The 16,938-nt window shown below is 68.6% G+C and carries 12 protein-coding genes; 2 read left to right on the forward strand and 10 right to left on the reverse strand.

Annotation, left to right across the window (positions count from 1 at the left end; translation table 11 throughout):
- Nucleotides 1-142: 142 nt before the first annotated feature.
- The 5 genes from Aco03nite_RS34955 to dnaB form a co-directional block, all read right to left on the reverse strand.
- On the reverse strand, nt 143-2,530 hold the full coding sequence (locus tag Aco03nite_RS34955) for a TniQ family protein (RefSeq protein WP_203803252.1): 2,388 nt from the start codon (nt 2,528-2,530) through the stop codon (nt 143-145).
- Complete coding sequence (locus tag Aco03nite_RS34960; protein ID WP_203803255.1) at nt 2,527-3,642, reverse strand: AAA family ATPase; 1,116 nt, start codon at nt 3,640-3,642, stop codon at nt 2,527-2,529. Before Aco03nite_RS34960 ends, Aco03nite_RS34955 begins: the two co-directional genes overlap by 4 nt.
- Nucleotides 3,639-5,843: a TnsB C-terminal domain-containing protein gene (locus Aco03nite_RS34965; RefSeq protein ID WP_203803258.1), complete on the reverse strand. Its 2,205-nt coding sequence runs from the start codon at nt 5,841-5,843 to the stop codon at nt 3,639-3,641. Before Aco03nite_RS34965 ends, Aco03nite_RS34960 begins: the two co-directional genes overlap by 4 nt.
- The gene (locus Aco03nite_RS34970) at nt 5,840-6,466 is read right to left on the reverse strand and encodes a TnsA-like heteromeric transposase endonuclease subunit (RefSeq protein ID WP_203803473.1); all 627 of its coding nucleotides are present in this window, start codon (nt 6,464-6,466) and stop codon (nt 5,840-5,842) included. Before Aco03nite_RS34970 ends, Aco03nite_RS34965 begins: the two co-directional genes overlap by 4 nt.
- Nucleotides 6,467-6,842: 376 nt before the next feature.
- Nucleotides 6,843-8,315, reverse strand: a complete 1,473-nt coding sequence (gene dnaB / locus Aco03nite_RS34975) for a replicative DNA helicase (RefSeq protein WP_203803261.1) — start codon at nt 8,313-8,315, stop codon at nt 6,843-6,845.
- A gap of 603 nt (nt 8,316-8,918) precedes the next feature.
- Between dnaB and Aco03nite_RS34980 the strand changes: the two genes are divergently transcribed.
- Nucleotides 8,919-12,917, forward strand: coding sequence for a hypothetical protein (locus Aco03nite_RS34980; RefSeq protein ID WP_203803264.1), 3,999 nt, complete (start codon nt 8,919-8,921; stop codon nt 12,915-12,917).
- A 288-nt stretch (nt 12,918-13,205) separates the two neighbouring features.
- Here Aco03nite_RS34980 and rplI read toward each other — a convergent pair whose 3' ends face one another.
- From rplI to Aco03nite_RS35005, 5 genes are all read right to left on the reverse strand, one after another.
- The gene (gene rplI / locus Aco03nite_RS34985) at nt 13,206-13,655 is read right to left on the reverse strand and encodes a 50S ribosomal protein L9 (protein WP_203803267.1); all 450 of its coding nucleotides are present in this window, start codon (nt 13,653-13,655) and stop codon (nt 13,206-13,208) included.
- A gap of 14 nt (nt 13,656-13,669) precedes the next feature.
- Nucleotides 13,670-13,909, reverse strand: coding sequence for a 30S ribosomal protein S18 (gene rpsR / locus Aco03nite_RS34990; RefSeq protein WP_007073789.1), 240 nt, complete (start codon nt 13,907-13,909; stop codon nt 13,670-13,672).
- Nucleotides 13,910-13,949: 40 nt separating this feature from the next.
- Nucleotides 13,950-14,558, reverse strand: coding sequence for a single-stranded DNA-binding protein (locus Aco03nite_RS34995; protein ID WP_203803270.1), 609 nt, complete (start codon nt 14,556-14,558; stop codon nt 13,950-13,952).
- Nucleotides 14,559-14,624: 66 nt separating this feature from the next.
- Nucleotides 14,625-14,915 (reverse strand): 30S ribosomal protein S6, encoded by a 291-nt coding sequence (gene rpsF, locus Aco03nite_RS35000; RefSeq protein WP_014448192.1) that lies wholly within the window; start codon nt 14,913-14,915, stop codon nt 14,625-14,627.
- Nucleotides 14,916-15,265: 350 nt separating this feature from the next.
- The gene (locus Aco03nite_RS35005) at nt 15,266-16,048 is read right to left on the reverse strand and encodes a hypothetical protein (protein ID WP_203803273.1); all 783 of its coding nucleotides are present in this window, start codon (nt 16,046-16,048) and stop codon (nt 15,266-15,268) included.
- Between the two features lie 96 nt (nt 16,049-16,144).
- On the opposite strand from Aco03nite_RS35005, the gene Aco03nite_RS35010 reads away from it, so the two are divergent.
- The gene (locus tag Aco03nite_RS35010; protein ID WP_203803276.1) at nt 16,145-16,921 is read left to right on the forward strand and encodes a deoxyribonuclease IV; all 777 of its coding nucleotides are present in this window, start codon (nt 16,145-16,147) and stop codon (nt 16,919-16,921) included.
- Nucleotides 16,922-16,938: the final 17 nt, after the last annotated feature.

Below are 16,938 nucleotides of genomic sequence, written 5' to 3' on the forward strand. Positions count from 1 at the left end.
CCCCTTGGACCGGTCACGATCTTCTGCACTTGGACGGTTCAGACTACCGGGGCAGGCATCGGGCACGCGAACGTTTTTGACCCACCTGTCGCGCCGAATTCCGCGCCCGTCGCGTACTCACCGGGAACCCCATTCAAGATCCTCATTTCGTGGTCTCGATGGCGATGGTCCCCTGGTCACGCAGACGGATGCTGTGGCTCGCTCCACCGCGGGGTCGTCGCGGAATTTCGTATTCTCGCGCCCATCGTTCCATTTGGGTCGTACTCATTCCTTTTTCACGTGCAAGATCGGGAAAGGGGCGTTTCCGGTTGACGTACTGCTCATAGAGCCAGTCCCGGTCGACGGGGTCGTGCCGCGCCGGGGCTCCGCCGCCGCGCAGCGGGATGTCGTACTCCACGGCGAGCCGGGCAAGGGTCTTGCGCGAGCATCCGGTGGAGTCCGCCATCTGCCGCAGCGACGTCTTCTGCTCCAGGTAGATCTGGGCGAAGAGACGGGGCGGCAACTTCCGACGGGCGCGCACCATGATCTGCCCGGTAGCCCGGTCGGCGGCCAGGGAACGCGGCACGGGGACCGCCGGGTGCTCGGCAAGCAGGTATCGGACCACCTCGATGTCGGTCCCCAGCGTCTCGGCGACCGAGCCGGGCGTCTCGCCGGGAGCGCGCACGAGGTCGTGCAGTCGCTCCAGGTCGACCCACGCAGGATCAGGGCCGGGAAGATCGAGGCCGTCGAGCAGGCTGATCGGGGGTTGCCAGGTCGGCGGCTCGCGTCGGATGCGATACGTGGCGAGGAATCGTGTGGCCTCGGCCTTCAGCGCGGCGGCAAGTTCCGGCGTCTGGACAAACATGCTCAGGGCCGCGGTCTGTGCCCGGAACCTGGCCTGCTCATCGGTGCGGTAGCCGGGGGCGTCTTCCTCGGGAAGACCGCTGATGCGGTGAAAGAGATAGGCACGGATCAGGCGTTCCCGCCGGCCGGTCCCGGGTTGGACCCCGAGGTTCCGGCACATGTCGCGCCAGCATTCGTGCGGGAGCAAGTCGGTGTAGTCGAGGGTGCGCCGGCGCTGGTAGTTGATGGGGGTGGGGTGTGTGTCCAGGTAGTCGGCGAGCCGGGTGAGTGCCGCGGCGATGTCCGGCCAGGTGGGCTCGTCGTGGAGTTTCTGAAGGATGCGGGAAATGTCGCTGCCGGTCGTGACGCCGCCGAGCATGCCGGCCGCGTCGTCGAGCAGGACGGTGTTACCGACGATCATCAGGCAACCGGCCAAGATCGGGCCGAGGGTACGCGGGTACGTGCCGCGTACAGGGCTGAGCCGGATGCGCCAGGCGGGCCAGAGCACGCTCGGCGTGCGCTGTGCCCTGGTCTCGACCGTGCGGCGGCCGGCATGCGGACGGGAGGGCAGATCCGAGGCCGTCCGGTAGCGCAGGTGTTCGTTGGGCCGCATCGAGTCAGCGACGGCGGCGAGATGGACGGCTTTGAGAATCGGGCTGATCTCCCGTCCCCATTGATCGATGCTGGTCGCGCTGACCTGGCCGAGGTTCTCGCGCATCCGGGCCAGCAGGTCGCGTAGCGCCGCGCCGCTGCCGGGCAGGTCGTGCTCGATGGTCCGTACGGCGATCGTCACCGCGAGGGCCGTGCTCGCGGCGTGCACAGGAGCCATGAATCCGGGACGGACCTCGGGTTCCCTCCGGGATGAAGCAGCCCTCGCTGTCTCGTGGCCGGCCAGCGTGATCTCGTAGGCGTCGACGAGGTCGCGGGGCAGTAGGTCGGCGAGGTCAGCGGACGGCAGGTCGGCCAGGACACGGGCCGCGACGGCGCGGATGTCGGTGAGAACCACCGGCGCGGGTTGCAGCAACGCCTGATAGGGGCCGAAGCCGCTGGTACCGGTGCTGATGATCGTAGTGATCCGGCGCTGGGCGGCCAACGCCGGATGCCCGACCGGCAGGCGCAGTGAGGTTGCCCGGGCGAGGTCGCCCCCGCAGGCGTCGAACGGCGCGTCGCAGTAGGCGAGAAGAGGCACGTTCTTTCCGTATCGTGGCCGCAGGCGTTGGACTCTGCCGCATTCGGGGCAGGCGTCGGCCAGGAGGCGTTCATGTACGGGGCAGGCGAAGGCCCAGCCAAGCCGCCAAGACAGTTGCCACCGGCCGCGGCCGGCCGGTCCCCGCAGGCAGTCGGGGCAGAACCGGGAGCCGCGGGCGCGTCCCCAGAGAACCTGGCGCTGCACCCGTCGTCGCGCCCGGTCCAAGCGCACGGCACGCCGGTCGTAGTGGGCCAGCGTCATGGCGTGCAACGTCTCGGGGGTGAGCCCACTCGCCGCCGCGACGTTGGTGATCTCGGCGTCGCGCAGCATGATCGTCCAGTCCGTCGGGATGTCGCGTGCGGTGTTCCCGGTTCGCTGGCGCACCGGGAACTTGAGGTGCTCCATGAGGCTGCCGAGCGGGGTGGACAGGCGAGCGGCCAGGGCTTCGAGCCAGGAGTCGAGGGCTTCTCCGTCGACCGGTGCCAGGCGTAGTGGCAACGTCCGCGGCCCGGACGTCATGCCGCGCGCTTCCGGTTCTGCCGCGGACGACTGGTGATCTTGGCGTTGGCCATGGCGATCTCGATCTCGCGGCGCGCCGTCTCGGCGGCCTGATCGACTTTCACCCCGTCCAGCAGGACTTCGTCGAGAAATTCGCGGCCTGTTCGCACGGCTCGCTGGCAGCCACGATTGATCAGGCTCATCAGTGATCCGATGTGGCCGGTGCTACGAGCGAAGAGGTAGTCGCTCAGATCGTCGGCGACCATCCCGTGATAGCCATCGGCGAGCACGATCCGCTGCTCGATCGCCAGGAGGAGATTACGCCAGGCGCGTCGACCTTCCTCGTTGTCGATGGTGAACGGTTCCATCGCAAGCTTGGTGGTGCGCCGTGCGGTCTGCGCGAAGATCATGTCCGCTGGGGAAACACCCTCGTTAAACAGGCCCTTTTGCGTGAGTCCGACGCCCACCATCAGCAAGGTCACGGGAAACTCGTTCGCAATCCATTTAAGATGATTACGCACCTCTTCGCCGTTCTTGCGGTGCCACCGAAGAAAGTGGAGATCGTCGATCACCATCAGGCGCACTCCGCACTTCAACGCGCAGTCCAAGGCACGGCTGCCGTACTCCGATGCGGTACCGCGATGCCGGCCGGGGTGACCGAAGAAGTCCAGCATGTATCGGTTGAAGTCCTTGATCCCGGTGTCACCGTTCAGCCCTACCCGGCACACCGGGATACGCTCGTTTCCCTCGTCCGTGAAGGGACCCTTCTCGCTGACCTCACGGACATGGAAGTTCCGGGCAAAAGCGAGCGCGGCTGTGGTTTTGCCGAGGCCGGGAAACGCCTCGACGGCGATCGCCCCGCGGGCCTTGTCACCATCCTGAAGGTTACTGTCGACGATGTCCCACATGTCTTCGTGCAGGTGGTCAAGTTGCGGCGTTCTGATGGGACCGAGGTTCGCATGCCATTCGCGGCGACGTTGGTCGTACTGCGCCAGTTCAGGTGACGAGAGCGCATCGATCTGCTGCCGGGTGAGCCGTTCAGGGCGCTCACGGCGAGGGCTCTCCGCGTAGGCTTTCCAGTCCTCCTTGGTCGCCAGCGAGAGATTTCCCGAGGCCACTGCGGCAGTGCTCATACGTCCTCCAGCGCATCTTGGTAGAAGTCGTCCAACGGCTCGTCGTGCGTCCGGGCAAGTCCCTCCAGGCCAGCGTCATCGTCATCGCCTGCCTCGTCCGCGGACGGCGCAACCGTCAACTGCTGCCGTCTCACTGCTTCGTCTGCTTCGTCCTGGTCATCGGGTTGCGCCTGATCCTCGCCTGGATCAACGGGCAGCGCGTCGCGGCCCAACGCTTTGCGCACCGACGGCAGCATGGTCACCGCCTCGTCGTCGTCAGGTAACTCGATCGCGACCTGGTCTCGGGCCGCACGCAACGCGATACGCCGTTCGGCCTTCGTTGTCCCGAGCCCGAGATTCCAACGTTCGAGCAGATCACCGACGACCAGTTGGTCGTTTGGATAGCGGTACTTGGACGCTGCCAGTTTCCGGCCGAACCTCATGGCATCCCGGCTCAGCGGCATGTTGAGGTTCGGGGCATGCTCCCAATTCAGGGCTGACCACCTTTTGGTCAGATGGTCCTGAAAATAGACTTTGGTGATATCGTCCTCATCGACGTAGATGGGCCACTTGTCGCCATGTTTCCCGCGGTAAGGGCTGCGCACGTTCCGATAATCGTTCAGGGCCTTCCCGTTGTAGGTTCGGTTGTCCCAGTCGATCCCGTAGTGTTGGATCTTTCTCCAAACAGGTCTCAGGAATTGGTAGGCGAGGTCCGGGTCGCGGGGGATTTCGATGTATCCCGCCCGGGCAACTCCATGCTGAAACATTGCGGCCGGGGATAATTCCAGCCCAGGCATATGCGCGTCGGTCAGCCCCTGGTGCGGGCGGTGGTGGTAGACCAGCGCCACCCACTCGCGGATGATGGCGTCCAGTTCGCTCAGGAAGAAGAAGGCGTCCGCTTCCGGGCTCTCGCCTCGTGCGTGAAGATCAGGCCCCTTGTAGCCGGGCAGAGCTTGCAGGAGATCTTCGCGGATGGTCCGGAAGAAGCGCTCTACCGGCCCTTTGTCGCGCCCGGTACGCAGCCGGGCGGGCTGGATCGAGATCCCGAAATTGGCGCAGACGCTGTTCAGGTGGTCGGAGACGTAGATCTTTCCGTGGTCCACGACAATGGTCTCCGGGGCCAGGGCCGGAGACGCCCGCCCGGCAGCTATCGGGCCGTCGATGGCTTCCCGATCGAGCAGCAACGATCGGGGGATTCCGTGATCCGGCCACACCGCGTAAGCGGGCCACCCGGCACCAGCGGGCTTGGGACGAAAGACCTGGTAGAGCGTCGCAGCAGCGTCGTTCGCCTTCGTGCTGACCGGGGTAACCCTCAGCCCGACGATGCATCGTGTGTACCAGTCCATAGCGACCGTCAGCTCGACCTGCACCCACCGCAGGGTCACCGGGTCCAGCCCGAAGACGTCGAGCCTGGTTGTGTCCATCAACACGTACTCGCCGGGTCTGGCCGGCCTTAGTTTGCCGTAGACCCCACTGGGGCGTTCCGCGATCTCCCTGTTGCGCTTGGCGCTCTTGTCGAACGTTGGGTGCCGTTCCTCCAGCTCGGCCAGAATCCGGAATCCGGTGGCCCGGCTCGGTATCGGCCGATCTTCGCCATGGCGGCTTTGCAGACGGGCGGTGGCTCGGGCGGCGACCATCTTCTTCGACGGCTTCGAGTCCAGGGTGTGCTCCGCCATGATCTCCAGGGCGATCTCGGTCCAGGTAGAGAAGTCAGGACCCTTTCTCTTCGCCTTCGGACGACTGGCAAGTGCGGCCTCACCGCCAGACCGGTACTCGCTGGTCCAGCGGATGATGGTGCTTCGATTTATCCCCAGTTCCGCACACTTCTTGACATAGCGGCTTTCCATCGATGCCGTGGGTAGATACCCGTCTCTCGGCTCGCCGGGCAGCGCCAACTCGGCGCTACCGGATCGGTAGCCGGTCAGCACCTCCCGAACGTGTTCAGCCTTGGCTCGAACCTCTGCGCGCTCGGATTCGGATAGCTGGTCGAGTAGTGCCGCAGCAGGAACGCCGTCGTCTCCCGATTCGGGGTTCTGCGCCAGGACACGGGCGGCGTCGGAGGTAAGCAGGTCGCGAACCGCCATGCGGCGCGGCCGGCGTCGACCGTCTACAAGGACGACCTCTACACCGTGCGTGGTGCTGAAGACCTCGGTCACCTCAAGTAGTTCGCCGTCGTAGGCAAAGCGAGTTCCCACACCAACCCGAACGCCGGCGGCAGTCACTGCCGCTCCCAGATTTTCTGGCTGGAGTCCAGCGGCTGGTCCAGGTCAGTGACAAGATGACCTGTCCAGAGCAGGTGAAGAACGGCTGCTCGCACGTAGGGTTCCGGGATATCGGGCAGACACTTAAAGGCGTCGCCAAGCGTTGTCCCGTCAAGGTTCTTCTCGCGCAGCCGAGCCAACGGCTCTTCGGGAATCAGCCAGGCTCTGCGGTATCCGGCCAGAAAACGCACGTTTTCCAGGCGTACCCGTGGCGGCTCGACCTCCACGCGGTAGTCCCACCCGCGGCCCTCCACAATCTCTCGCGTCCACGACAGGGTTGGGGCGATCTTGGGATGCTCCACGTACCGCGCAGGCTTTACATCGACAACGGCCGGGTTCCCAGTGGTCAGCAGCAGGTAGTCCGGCACATGCCTTCGCACGCGGTCCGTCTGTAGAGACAGCAGAAAGGGCTGAGAAACGATCCCAAGCACGGACGGATCAAAGTCGGCCAGAAGTAGTCGCGACAGTTCCAGACGAGATTCATACGTAACATGCTGCTTCTGGGTACTCGACCAGTAATGCCCAGAATAGTGCCTTTGACCCCGATACCACCGGAATACCCGCCACGGCGCTGCGCACGCCATTACGTCGACGGGAGCGGAGGTCCAGGGAATGTCGGACTCCAATTTCCCGTCTTCGCGTCGAATGCTGACGAGCGCACAGCGCCCGCCCGCACCCTGGAGGCTTTCCTTGGCGGAGTCTTTCACCACTCAAGTCGAGCACGCGAAACATCTGGGCGACTAAGCCCTGAAACTAGATCCAACCTATCGAGCGATAGTCATATATCACAGATGCCATTAATAGCATTTATCGGACGAAAGTCCACCCATGTCGCACATGGCGTCATGGTGGACATGAAAGACAGGATTCCTGCCAGTCTCACGAACGATGCGACATGTCCTATCCATGTCGCATCAGGTCTGAGATTGTCCTACGGTTCGTGAGACTCTACAGAGTGGGTCAGATTGCCATGTCTACGAAGCGGGACAAGTGCAGCTGGGCGGCCACCGTGATGGTGTCGGTGGGGCCGTTTCGGTGCTTTGCCACGATGAAGTCCGCCTCGCCGGCGCGTGGGGACTCCTTGTCGTAGTAGTCGTCTCGGTGCAGCAGGATCACCACGTCAGCGTCCTGCTCGATCGAGCCTGACTCACGCAAGTCGGACAGCTGGGGGCGCTTGTCGGTTCGCTGTTCGGGGCCACGGTTCAGCTGGCTCACGCCGATCACCGGGCACTCGATCTCCTTGGCCAGCAGCTTCAGACCACGGGAGAGTTCCGAGACCTCCTGCTGACGGCTCTCGGTCTTCTTCGGCGAGGACATCAGCTGGAGATAGTCGATCACCAGCATCCGCAGGTTGTGACGCTGCTTCAGACGTCGCGCCTTGGCCCGGATCTCCATCAGGTTCATGTTCGGGGTGTCGTCCACGAAGATCGGCGCCTGACTGATCTCGCCCATCCGCCGGGCCAGCTTGGTCCAGTCGTCGTCGGAGAGCTGGCCGGACCGGAGAGTGTGCAGCGGCACCCGTGCCTCGGCGGACAGCAACCGCATCACCATCTCGATCTTGCTCATTTCCAGCGAGAAGATGGCACTGGCGTGACCGTGCTGGATCGCCGCGTTACGGGCGAAGTCCATGCTCGCTGTCGACTTACCGAGACCGGGGCGGCCGGCCACGATGATCAGCTGGCCGGCGTGCAGCCCGTTCAGCAGACGGTCCAGGTCGGCGAACCCGGTCGGCACGCCGGTCATCACACCACCGGACGCGCCCACCGCCTCGATCTCGTCGAGGGTCGGCTGCAGCATGTCACCGAGTGCCGCGTAATCCTCGCTGACCCGTTTCTCGGTGACGTCGTAGATCGCCTGCTGGGCCAGGTCGACGATGTCGTCGACGTCACGGCCACCGTTCCCACCCGTACCGTAACCGAGTTGGGTGATCTTGGTCCCAGCCTCGACGAGGCGACGCAGGATGGCACGCTCGGAGACGATGCGGGCGTAGTACGACGCGTTCGCCGCGGTCGGCACGCTCTCGATCAGCGTGTGCAGGTAGGGCACACCGCCGATGCGCTGCAGCTCACCGGAGTCGGCGAGCGCGGCGGCCACGGTCAGGGCGTCGGCCGGCTCGCCCCGCCCGTACAGATCGAGGATGACGTCGTAGATGGTCGCGTGGACCGGCCGGTAGAAGTCGTTGACCTTGAGAATCTCCACGACGTCGGCGATGGCGTCCTTGGACAGGAGCATGCCGCCGAGCACACCCTGCTCGGCTGCGACGTCCTGCGGCGGCGCCTTGTCGAACCCGCCACCACCGCCCCCGCCGCCGCCCTCCTGAGGACCTTTCCCGCCGCCGCCTTTGAAGCCGCCGCCCCCGTTGAAGGAACCGCCGCCACCCCCGGATGCGGCCGGTGGCCGTGACTCAGACCTCGCGTCGTCGGTGATCGACACCCGAACTCCCCCTCCACTCGGCCACGCCGCTCGCTCGATCGAACCCGCCTCGGTACAACCCATTCGACTGATCCCGCTCAGGATTCAGCGCTCCAGTCCGACCACGTCCGCGAGGACCCGAGCAGGCCAGCGAGGGCCCGATCACATCCGGGAGGAGCCGATCAGGTCCGTGAGGATCCGATCAAGTCCGCGAGTGAGGCTGCACCACTCTACGAATCCGGTCGCCCGCGGCCCAACTGCCGCGGTGGACAAGTCTTGGGACAACCTGTGGACAGCTCCGGCGACTTCTGTGGGTAGCCCTGTGAATACGGTGTGGATAACTTTTGGCAACGGCAAACTCGACCAGGTGTTTCGTTCTCCACACCTGTGGAGGGCAGAAAAGGTTCCGGATCTGCTGAAATACCGACTCGGGTGAGCAAGCAGTCGCGCTGAGGCGTTGCGGTTCTGCCCCGCGCACGTCACCCTTTTCAGGTGGACCAACGGGAGTGGGACTACGGCACCCGCATGTCGCGCCCTCGGCGCGCTGCGGGGTCTTGGCCCACCCGTGAACCGGAGGTCCAGGATCCGGAGCCCCGCTGGTCGTCACTCACCGACACCGGCAGCATGGCTCCCAGCGACGAAGCACTCACCTGGCAGCGCCGTGCCGACGACTGGGCGCAGCAGGCCGAGGTCGAGCCGTACAACGGCGGTGGCCAGGCCATCGAGCCGGCGAACCGGTGGTCGGCCGAGGTCGGCACCACGGGTGGCCGGTCCACCTTCCCGGCCGACGGCGCCGGCTGGCGCACCCAGACCGCCGAGTGGCGGGCGACCGGGGCGCGCTGGCGGCAGACCACCGAGTGGCGCTCGTCCACCGGCTCGCACGTGTGGCGTTCCACCACCGAGGCCTGGCAGGGCGACGACGAGGACGACCCGCAGAACGGCCGCGAGCCGGGCGGCCGGGAGCAGCAGCAGCCCGCGATCGCCGGGACCGCGTGGCCGACCCCGGGCACCGAGACCGAGCCGGAGACCCCGTCCTGGCGCCGGTCGGCGGCCGAGCAGGCCCCCTCCTGGCGGCAGTCCGCACCGGAGCCGACGCCGTCCTGGCAGCAGTCACCGGCCCCGTCGTCCTCCTGGCAGCAGTCACCAGCGCCGGCCTCGCCCGACCCCACGCCGTCGTGGCGGCAGTCGCCGTCCGACTCCACCCCCTCGTGGCGGCAGTCGCCGTCCGAGCAGACCCCGTCGTGGCGCCAGACCCCGCCGGAGCAGACCCCGTCCTGGCGCCAGCCGGCAGCGGAGCAGCGGCAGCCGGCGGCGGAGCAGCGGCAGCCGGAGCCGGACCCGGCACCGTCGTGGCGGCAGTCCGAGCCCGAGACACCGTCCTGGCGGCAGCGGTCCGAGCCGGAGACCCCGTCCTGGCAGCGCAACGACCCGGACGATTCGACGTCCTGGCGGCGGCGCGCCGACGGCCCGTCCGCGACCACCCCGGTCGAGCAGACCTGGTCGTCGGGCGGCAGTTCGTGGCAGCAGCCGTCCGGTTCGACGCCGTCGTGGCAGCAGTCCTCCGGCCGGACCCCGTCGTGGCAGGAGCAGTCCTCCCCGACACCGTCCTGGCAGCAACCCCAGCAGACGCCCTCCTGGCAGCAGCCGTCCGGTTCGACCCCGTCCCGGCGCCGTGCCGAGGACACCGGGTCCTGGTCCGCCGCGCCCACGTCCGGCGTCTCCCGGTCGGATCGGGCCGACCGCACCCCGCCCGGCGAGAACACCGGCGGCATCACCCGCTGGGAGCGCACCGACGCACCCGGCTGGCAGCGTTCGGCCGCCGACGACGCCCGGCACCTGGTGCGCGAGGACGACCGGGCCGCCTGGCGCCGCGACGCCGGTTACAGCGAGCGGCCCACCCGGATGGGCCGGCGGCGGGCCGCCGAGGCCGGCACCGCGCCGTCCGGTGGCACCGGCTGGACCAGCGGTGCCGAGGCTCCGTCCGACGGCTGGGCCGGGCACGACGACACCGGCGGCTTCACCCGCTCCGACAGCGGGCCGGCGGCACCGAGCTGGGGCACCCGGTCCGGCACGCCGTCGCGGCGGGACCGGCGGCGGGCCGCCGAGGAGGCCCGTCCGGAGCCCGCCCGCTCCGACCTGTCGCGCACCGACATCGGTCGTCCCGAGCGGTCCCGCCCGGACCAGGGCCGCGGCGATCAGGGCCGTCCCGAGCAGGGTCGTCCGGATCAGGGCCGTCCCGATCAGTCCCGCGCCGACCTGGGCCGCCCGGACCGGTCCCGCACCGACATCGGGCGGACCGAGGACACCGGGCGCCGCGAGGCCGGCCCGAAGCGGGGCCCGGCGAAGGGCCGCCCGCGCTACAACGCCAACACCACGAACTGGCGCGAGGACACCGCCTCGTGGGACGGCGACCAGGACACCAGCAACTGGACCCGGGATCCGGACACCGGTCAGTGGAGCCGCGCCGAGGACGACCCCCGGGTGCTGGCGTGGCGTGCCGAGGCGGCCCGCCGCGAGGCCGTCAAGCCCGCCACCGAGGAGCCGGCGGAGGAACCGGACGAGCAGCCGCCACCCGGCAACCGGCCCCGGAGCGCCCAGCCCGGCCCGGCCGAGGAGCCCCGTCGCCGCCGCCGGGTGGACGACGACGGCCCCGGCCCGCAGCGTTTCGACGAGCCGGCCGACTTCGAGCCCCGGCAGAGCCGTCGCCGTGGCGCCGAGCCGGAGGGCCGTCCCGGTCCCCGCCCGCCGCAGTGGCAGGACCCGGCGCCGGCCGGCTACCGCGAGGAGCAGCCGGACGGTTACGGGCAGTCCTATCCGCCTCCGCAGCAGCGGCGCAGTGGTTTCGGCAGTGCCGCCCGGGAGCTTCCGGCCGGTCCGTCCGCGCAGCCTCAGCGTCCCGCCTTCGGCGGTCCGGCCAGGGAACTTCCGGCAGGTCCGTCGGCTCAGCCCCAGCGGCCCGCTTTCGGTGGCCCGCAACGCGAGCTTCCGGCAGGTCCGTCGTCGTACGGGAACGGAGCCGGCCCGTCGTCGGCCGCGTCCGCTTCGGCGGCACCGTCCTGGTCCGACCAGGAGCGCCGCCAGCGCCCGGCCGCCCCGTCCTGGGACGACCAGCAGCGCTCGGGCGGCTCCTCGTGGGACGAGCAGGAGCGCCCGCAACGCCCCGGCTCCTCGTGGGACGAGCAGGAGCGCCAGCAGCGTTCCGGCGCCCCGTCGTGGGAGGACGCCTCGTCGTGGGGTGAGCCGGAGCGCCCGCAGCGTCCGGTGAGCGGCCCGGCGTGGTCCGCCGATCAGGAACGCCCCCAGCAGCCTCCCCAGCGCCCCGTCAGCGGCCCGGCATGGGCAGACCGGGATCCGGGGCAGCAGAGCCCGCAGCGGCCCGCCTACGGCGATCCCGGCCCCGATCCGTCGCGCCGCGACCCGGGTCCGTCCCGGGACGACCGCTGGGACCAGGGTCAGTCGTGGGACGACCGTCGCGATCAGGGTCAGCGGGGCGACCGCCGGGAGCAGGGCTCGTCGTGGGACGACCAGGATCGTCGCCCGCCGCCGCAGCAGCGGTCCGGCGAGCGGCCCGCCTGGGCGCAGTCGTCGTCGAACCAGCCGGTCAGTGGCCCCGCCTGGCGGGATCAGGATCGGTCGCAGCCGGGTTCGTCCCGGATCCCGTCCCAGCCGCCCGGCTACGACACGCCGCCCGGCGGCGGTTCCGGCCGCCCGGCGTACGGCGCCCGGGAACTGCCCGCCGGCAGTGCCGCGCCGAGCTGGTCCGAGCAGCAGAAACCCGCCTACGGCGGGGCCGACCCGCTCGATGAGCGGCCGGGCCGGCGTGGTTACGACGATCCGCCGCCCGCCGGTGGTGGACTCGGTGGCCGTCCGCCGCTCGCGGACTGGCTCGCCACGGAACGCGCCGACCGGCGCGGAGCCGACTATCGGAACGCGGGCGCCGGGCAGGACGGTGAGACCGACTGGCGTCGACAGTTGTCCGGAGAACCTGCGGAGGGGGAGTCCCGCCGCTACAGCACGTCGGACTTTCCTCCCTTTCGGCCAAGCGGCTCAGCCTCGGTCGACGGAACGTCGAATCTGGCCCTGAGTGCCACCTCGGTGATCTCCACGGCGCCCGGCGCCGCGCCCTCCGGGGGCGGGACGGCTCTCGCCGTCGAGGAGGAGGACACCTCCTGGCCGCCTCGCCGGGCCGCAGGAGCGTTCCAGAACACCGGCGCGTTCCAGGGGCTCGGTTCGTACGAGCGCCGGCCGGTCACCGACGACTACTTCACCACCAGCACCACGCCGAGTGACCTACTCGATCCGGACGACGAGGAGGACGAGGAGGACAACGGCACCCCGCTGGCCGCGGTCGGTTACACGGCCGCCTGGTACGGGGTGCCCGTCGTGCTCTTCGGTCTCGGCGCTCTGGTGGCCGGTTCCGGTCAGGGCAACGCGCTTGATTCGTTCACCAGCGCCGCGCCCGGGTTCGCGATCGCGATGGTGGTGAGCATGGCGTTCGCATACGGCCTGCGGTCAATCACGACGGCCTGGAAGTCGGCGAGCGTCGGCCTGGCCGCCGCGGTGGTCGGCGGCGGGCTGGCGACGGTCCTGAACTCGGCCCTCTCCGGCAACAGCCTGACCTAGCCCGAAGACGGCAACGGCCTGGCCGGCACGGAGGCGGCAACAGCATGGCCCGGCGCGAAAGCGGCAACGGCAACGGCAACGGCAACGGCAACGGGATAGCCCGGCGCGGGAAGCGCCGACAGCCCGGCCCGGCACGGAGCCGGCAGACACTGACCCGACCAGGTCCGGCAACGACCCCGGCGCGCATAGAACACGCGAAAACGTACAGAACGCGCAAAGAAGACGCGCGGGCAAACGAAACGGCGCGCCAGGCCGGAAGCCTGACGCGCCGTTCGCGCGTAGTCGGAACTACTTGGCGGCGACGACGTTCACCGGGAACGTCGCGGTCACCTCGGGGTGCAGCTTGACCTGCACGTTGTACGAGCCGGTGGTCTTGATGTGACCGGGCAGCTCGAGACGACGGCGGTCGAGGGCCGGGCCGCCGGCGGTCTTGACCGCGTCGACGATCTCGGCCGGGGTGATCGAGCCGAAGAGACGGCCGCCGGTGCCGGAGCGCGCCTTCAGCGTGACCTTGAGGCCGGACAGCTGGCCCTTGACCTCGTTGGCCTGGCCCAGGTCCCGGATCTCACGAGCCTCGCGGGCCCGCTTGATCACGACGACCTGCTTCTCCGCGCCCTTGGTCCACAGGATCGCGAACCCCTGGGGGAGAAGGTAGTTGCGGCCGTAACCGTTCTTCACCTCGACGATGTCGCCGGGGGTGCCGAGGCCGGACACTTCCTGAGTGAGGATGATCTTCATCTGGATGTCCTCTCTCAGCGCGCCGTGGCCGTGTACGGCAGGAGCGCCATCTCGCGGGCGTTCTTGACCGCGCGGGCGATCTGCCGCTGCTGCTGGGAGGTCACACCGGTGACGCGGCGGGCACGAATCTTGCCGCGGTCGGAGATGAACTTCCGCAGGAGCGCGGTGTCCTTGTAGTCGATGTAGGTGATCCCGTCCTTGTCGAGCGGGTTCACCTTCTTCTTCGGCTTGCGAAGCGCAGCAGCCTTAGCCATTGCTCAAACTCCTGATTGTGATCCTGAAAGCCCGGAGGGCTTAGAAGGGAGGCTCGTCGTCGAACGAGGAGTTGCCGCCGCCACCGCCGGAACGGTTGCCGCCGCTGGAAGCCGGGGCCGCAGTCGCCCAGGGGTCGTCGGCGAAGTCGTTGTTACCGCCACGACCACCGCCGCCGGAGTTGTTGTTGCCACCCCCGCTGAACTGCCGGTTACCACCGCCACCGCCACCACCGGAACCGAAGCCGCCGCCGGAGTTGCCGAAGCCACCCCCGCCGCCACCGGACCTGCTCGCCTTCTGCACCTTCGCCGTGGCGTAGCGCAGGGACGGGCCGATCTCGTCGACCTCGAGCTCGTAGACGGTGCGCTTCTCTCCCTCTTTGGTGTCGTAAGACCGCTGCCGCAAACGGCCCTGCACGATCACCCGGGCGCCACGCTGCAGCGACTCGGTGACGTGCTCGGCGGCCTCACGCCAGATGTTGCAGGTGAGGAAGAGTGGCTCGCCGTCTTTCCACTCGCCCGACTGCCGGTCCAGCGTCCGCGGCGTCGAGGCGACACGGAACGTGGCAACAGCCGCACCGGAGTTGGTGTAGCGCAGCTCAGGGTCGTTGACCAGGTTGCCAACAACCGTGATTACGGTTTCTCCAGCCATGAAACTTCTCCTCGCCGCTCAAGTCGTTGAGACAAAGGGTCTCAGGACCCTCTGACAAAAAACGTCTCAGCGGGTCTCGGGACGGATGACCTTGGTGCGCAGGATGGACTCGTTCAGCCGGAGCTGACGGTCCAGCTCGGCCACGGCCTCGGGCGTCGCCTGCAGGTCGACGACCGCGTAGATGCCTTCGGCCTTCTTGTTGATCTCGAACGAGAGCCGGCGACGGCCCCAGACGTCGAGCTTCTCCACCGAGCCACCCGCGGTCCTGATCACGTTCAGGTACTGGTCGAGCGACGGTGCGACGGTGCGCTCCTCGAGCGAAGGGTCGAGGATCACCATGAGTTCGTAATGACGCAAGACATTCACCTCCTGTGGGCTATGCGGCCACGGAATCTCCGTGGCAGGAGGTCTTGTGTCGCACGCAGAAGAAAACCGTGGGTGAGGTAGCGCCCACGGCGAACACACTGCGAACCGAGCCAGCATACCCAGGTCCGGCCCACCACCCAAAAGCGAGCCACCCGGAAGCACACCGGCTGATCAGAAACGACGGCCTGATCGAAAAAACGACGGCCCCGTCCGGAGACGGTGCCGTCGTTCTCGAGAAGCCGCGGGACGTCCGGCCCGATTCGTTGGGTGGGACCTGGGGAGGAACGACCACACCGATGAGGTTGGGCACGTCCGCCCCGCGGAGCCTGTCAAAGACCACCTTACGCCATATTTGCACGAGATGCACGTTGTGACACGATTGCCCGAATAGCGGCGGTTCCTACCCCGAGCACGCAGACCACCGCGGTCATCGCGAGCAGGCCCACCGGGCGCTCGTCCGGGATCGGTCCGGTCACCGCCACCGGACCGTGCGCACCGGGCGCGGACGGACCGGCCGCCGGGGCTGCCGTCTCCGGCTCCAGCCCCAGCGCCGCCACGTAGTCCGTCTCGGCGATGCCCGGCTGTGAGCCCGGCGTCCCGTCCGACGCCCCGGGCAGGGTCGCCGCCCGGCCGCCCGGTGGCATGCCGGCGAAGACGGGCGCCCGGTCCCCCGTACCGCCGCTGTGCCTTGCCCGTGCCTTGGGTTTGATCTTGAAAGTGGCGCCGACGTCGGCACTGGGCACGGTCCGGGCAGGGGCGGTGGTCGCGGTCCGCGCGGAGGTCACCGGCCGCGGTCCGTCGGTGCGCCGCGTGCCGCGACGAGGTTCCTTCCGGCCGGTACGAGCGGGCCGCGACGCCGTCAGGTCCCGGCCGTTCCGGGCGGACCCCACGGACGTACGTGACGGGAATCTCCTTCCGGGCGCCTTCGTGACGATCGCAGCGCCGTCGTCGTCCGGGATCTCCAGGTTCGGATCCGGCTCCGGTTCCTCCGCGGCGGCCGACGGAATCGCCGTGACCAGCGCCGGGAAGTCGGCACTCGCGGCGCCGCCGTCGAGCAGTGGCGCACCGAGGACGAACCCGCACAGGCCCAGGGCCGTCATCCGGTGTCGGAACTGTCGTGACATGAGTCATCCCCCAGCTCGCCGTCCAGTCGGAACACCGGGGTAACGACGGGTGGACGAGCACGGTGACGCGGGGGTGCGGCGTCGTAGGCTCCCTACATGCGCATCGGAGCCCACGTCGATCAAGCCGACCCGCTGGCCGAGGCCGCCGCCCGCGGTGCCGAGGCGGTGCAGTTCTTCCTGACCGACCCGCAGAAGTACAACTCGCCCAAGCCCCGCGCGGACGCCGAGCTGATCCGCGCCTCCGAGCTCGACGTGTTCGTGCACGCGCCGTACATCATCAACGTCGCGTCGCCGAACAACCGGATCCGGATCCCGAGCCGCAAGCTGCTGATGGCGCATGCCCGTGCCGCTGCCGAGCTGGGGGCGAAAGGCCTGATCGTGCACGGTGGTCACGTCGGCCGCGGCGCCGATCTGGCCGACGGCTTCGCGAACTGGCGCAAGGCCTTCGAGTACGCGGAGAAGGACGGCGGCCTGCCGCTCCCGGTGCTGATCGAGAACACCGCCGGCGGCGACAACGCGTGCGCCCGCCGGTTCGACGACCTGGCCCGGCTGTGGGACGCGGTCGGCCCGTTCGGGGCCGGGTTCTGCCTGGACACGTGTCATGCCTTCGCCGGTGGCGAGGAGCTGCCCGGCATCGTCGACCGGGTCAAGGCGATCACCGGCCGGATCGACCTGATCCACGCCAACGACTCCAAGGGCGCTTTCGACTCGGGCCAGGACCGTCACGACAACCTCGGGAGTGGGAAGATCGACCCCGAGTTGGTGGTGGCGGCCATCCGTGCTTCCGGGGCTCCGGCCATTGTGGAAACGCCCGGCGGGGTGGAGGGTCAGACCGCCGACATAGCCCTCCTGCGGGAGCGGGCGGGCAACTGAGCCCTTCCGCCGGAGCG

The organism is Actinoplanes couchii, from assembly GCF_016862075.1.
In the GTDB taxonomy this organism is placed as follows: Bacteria; Actinomycetota; Actinomycetes; order Mycobacteriales; family Micromonosporaceae; genus Actinoplanes; species Actinoplanes couchii.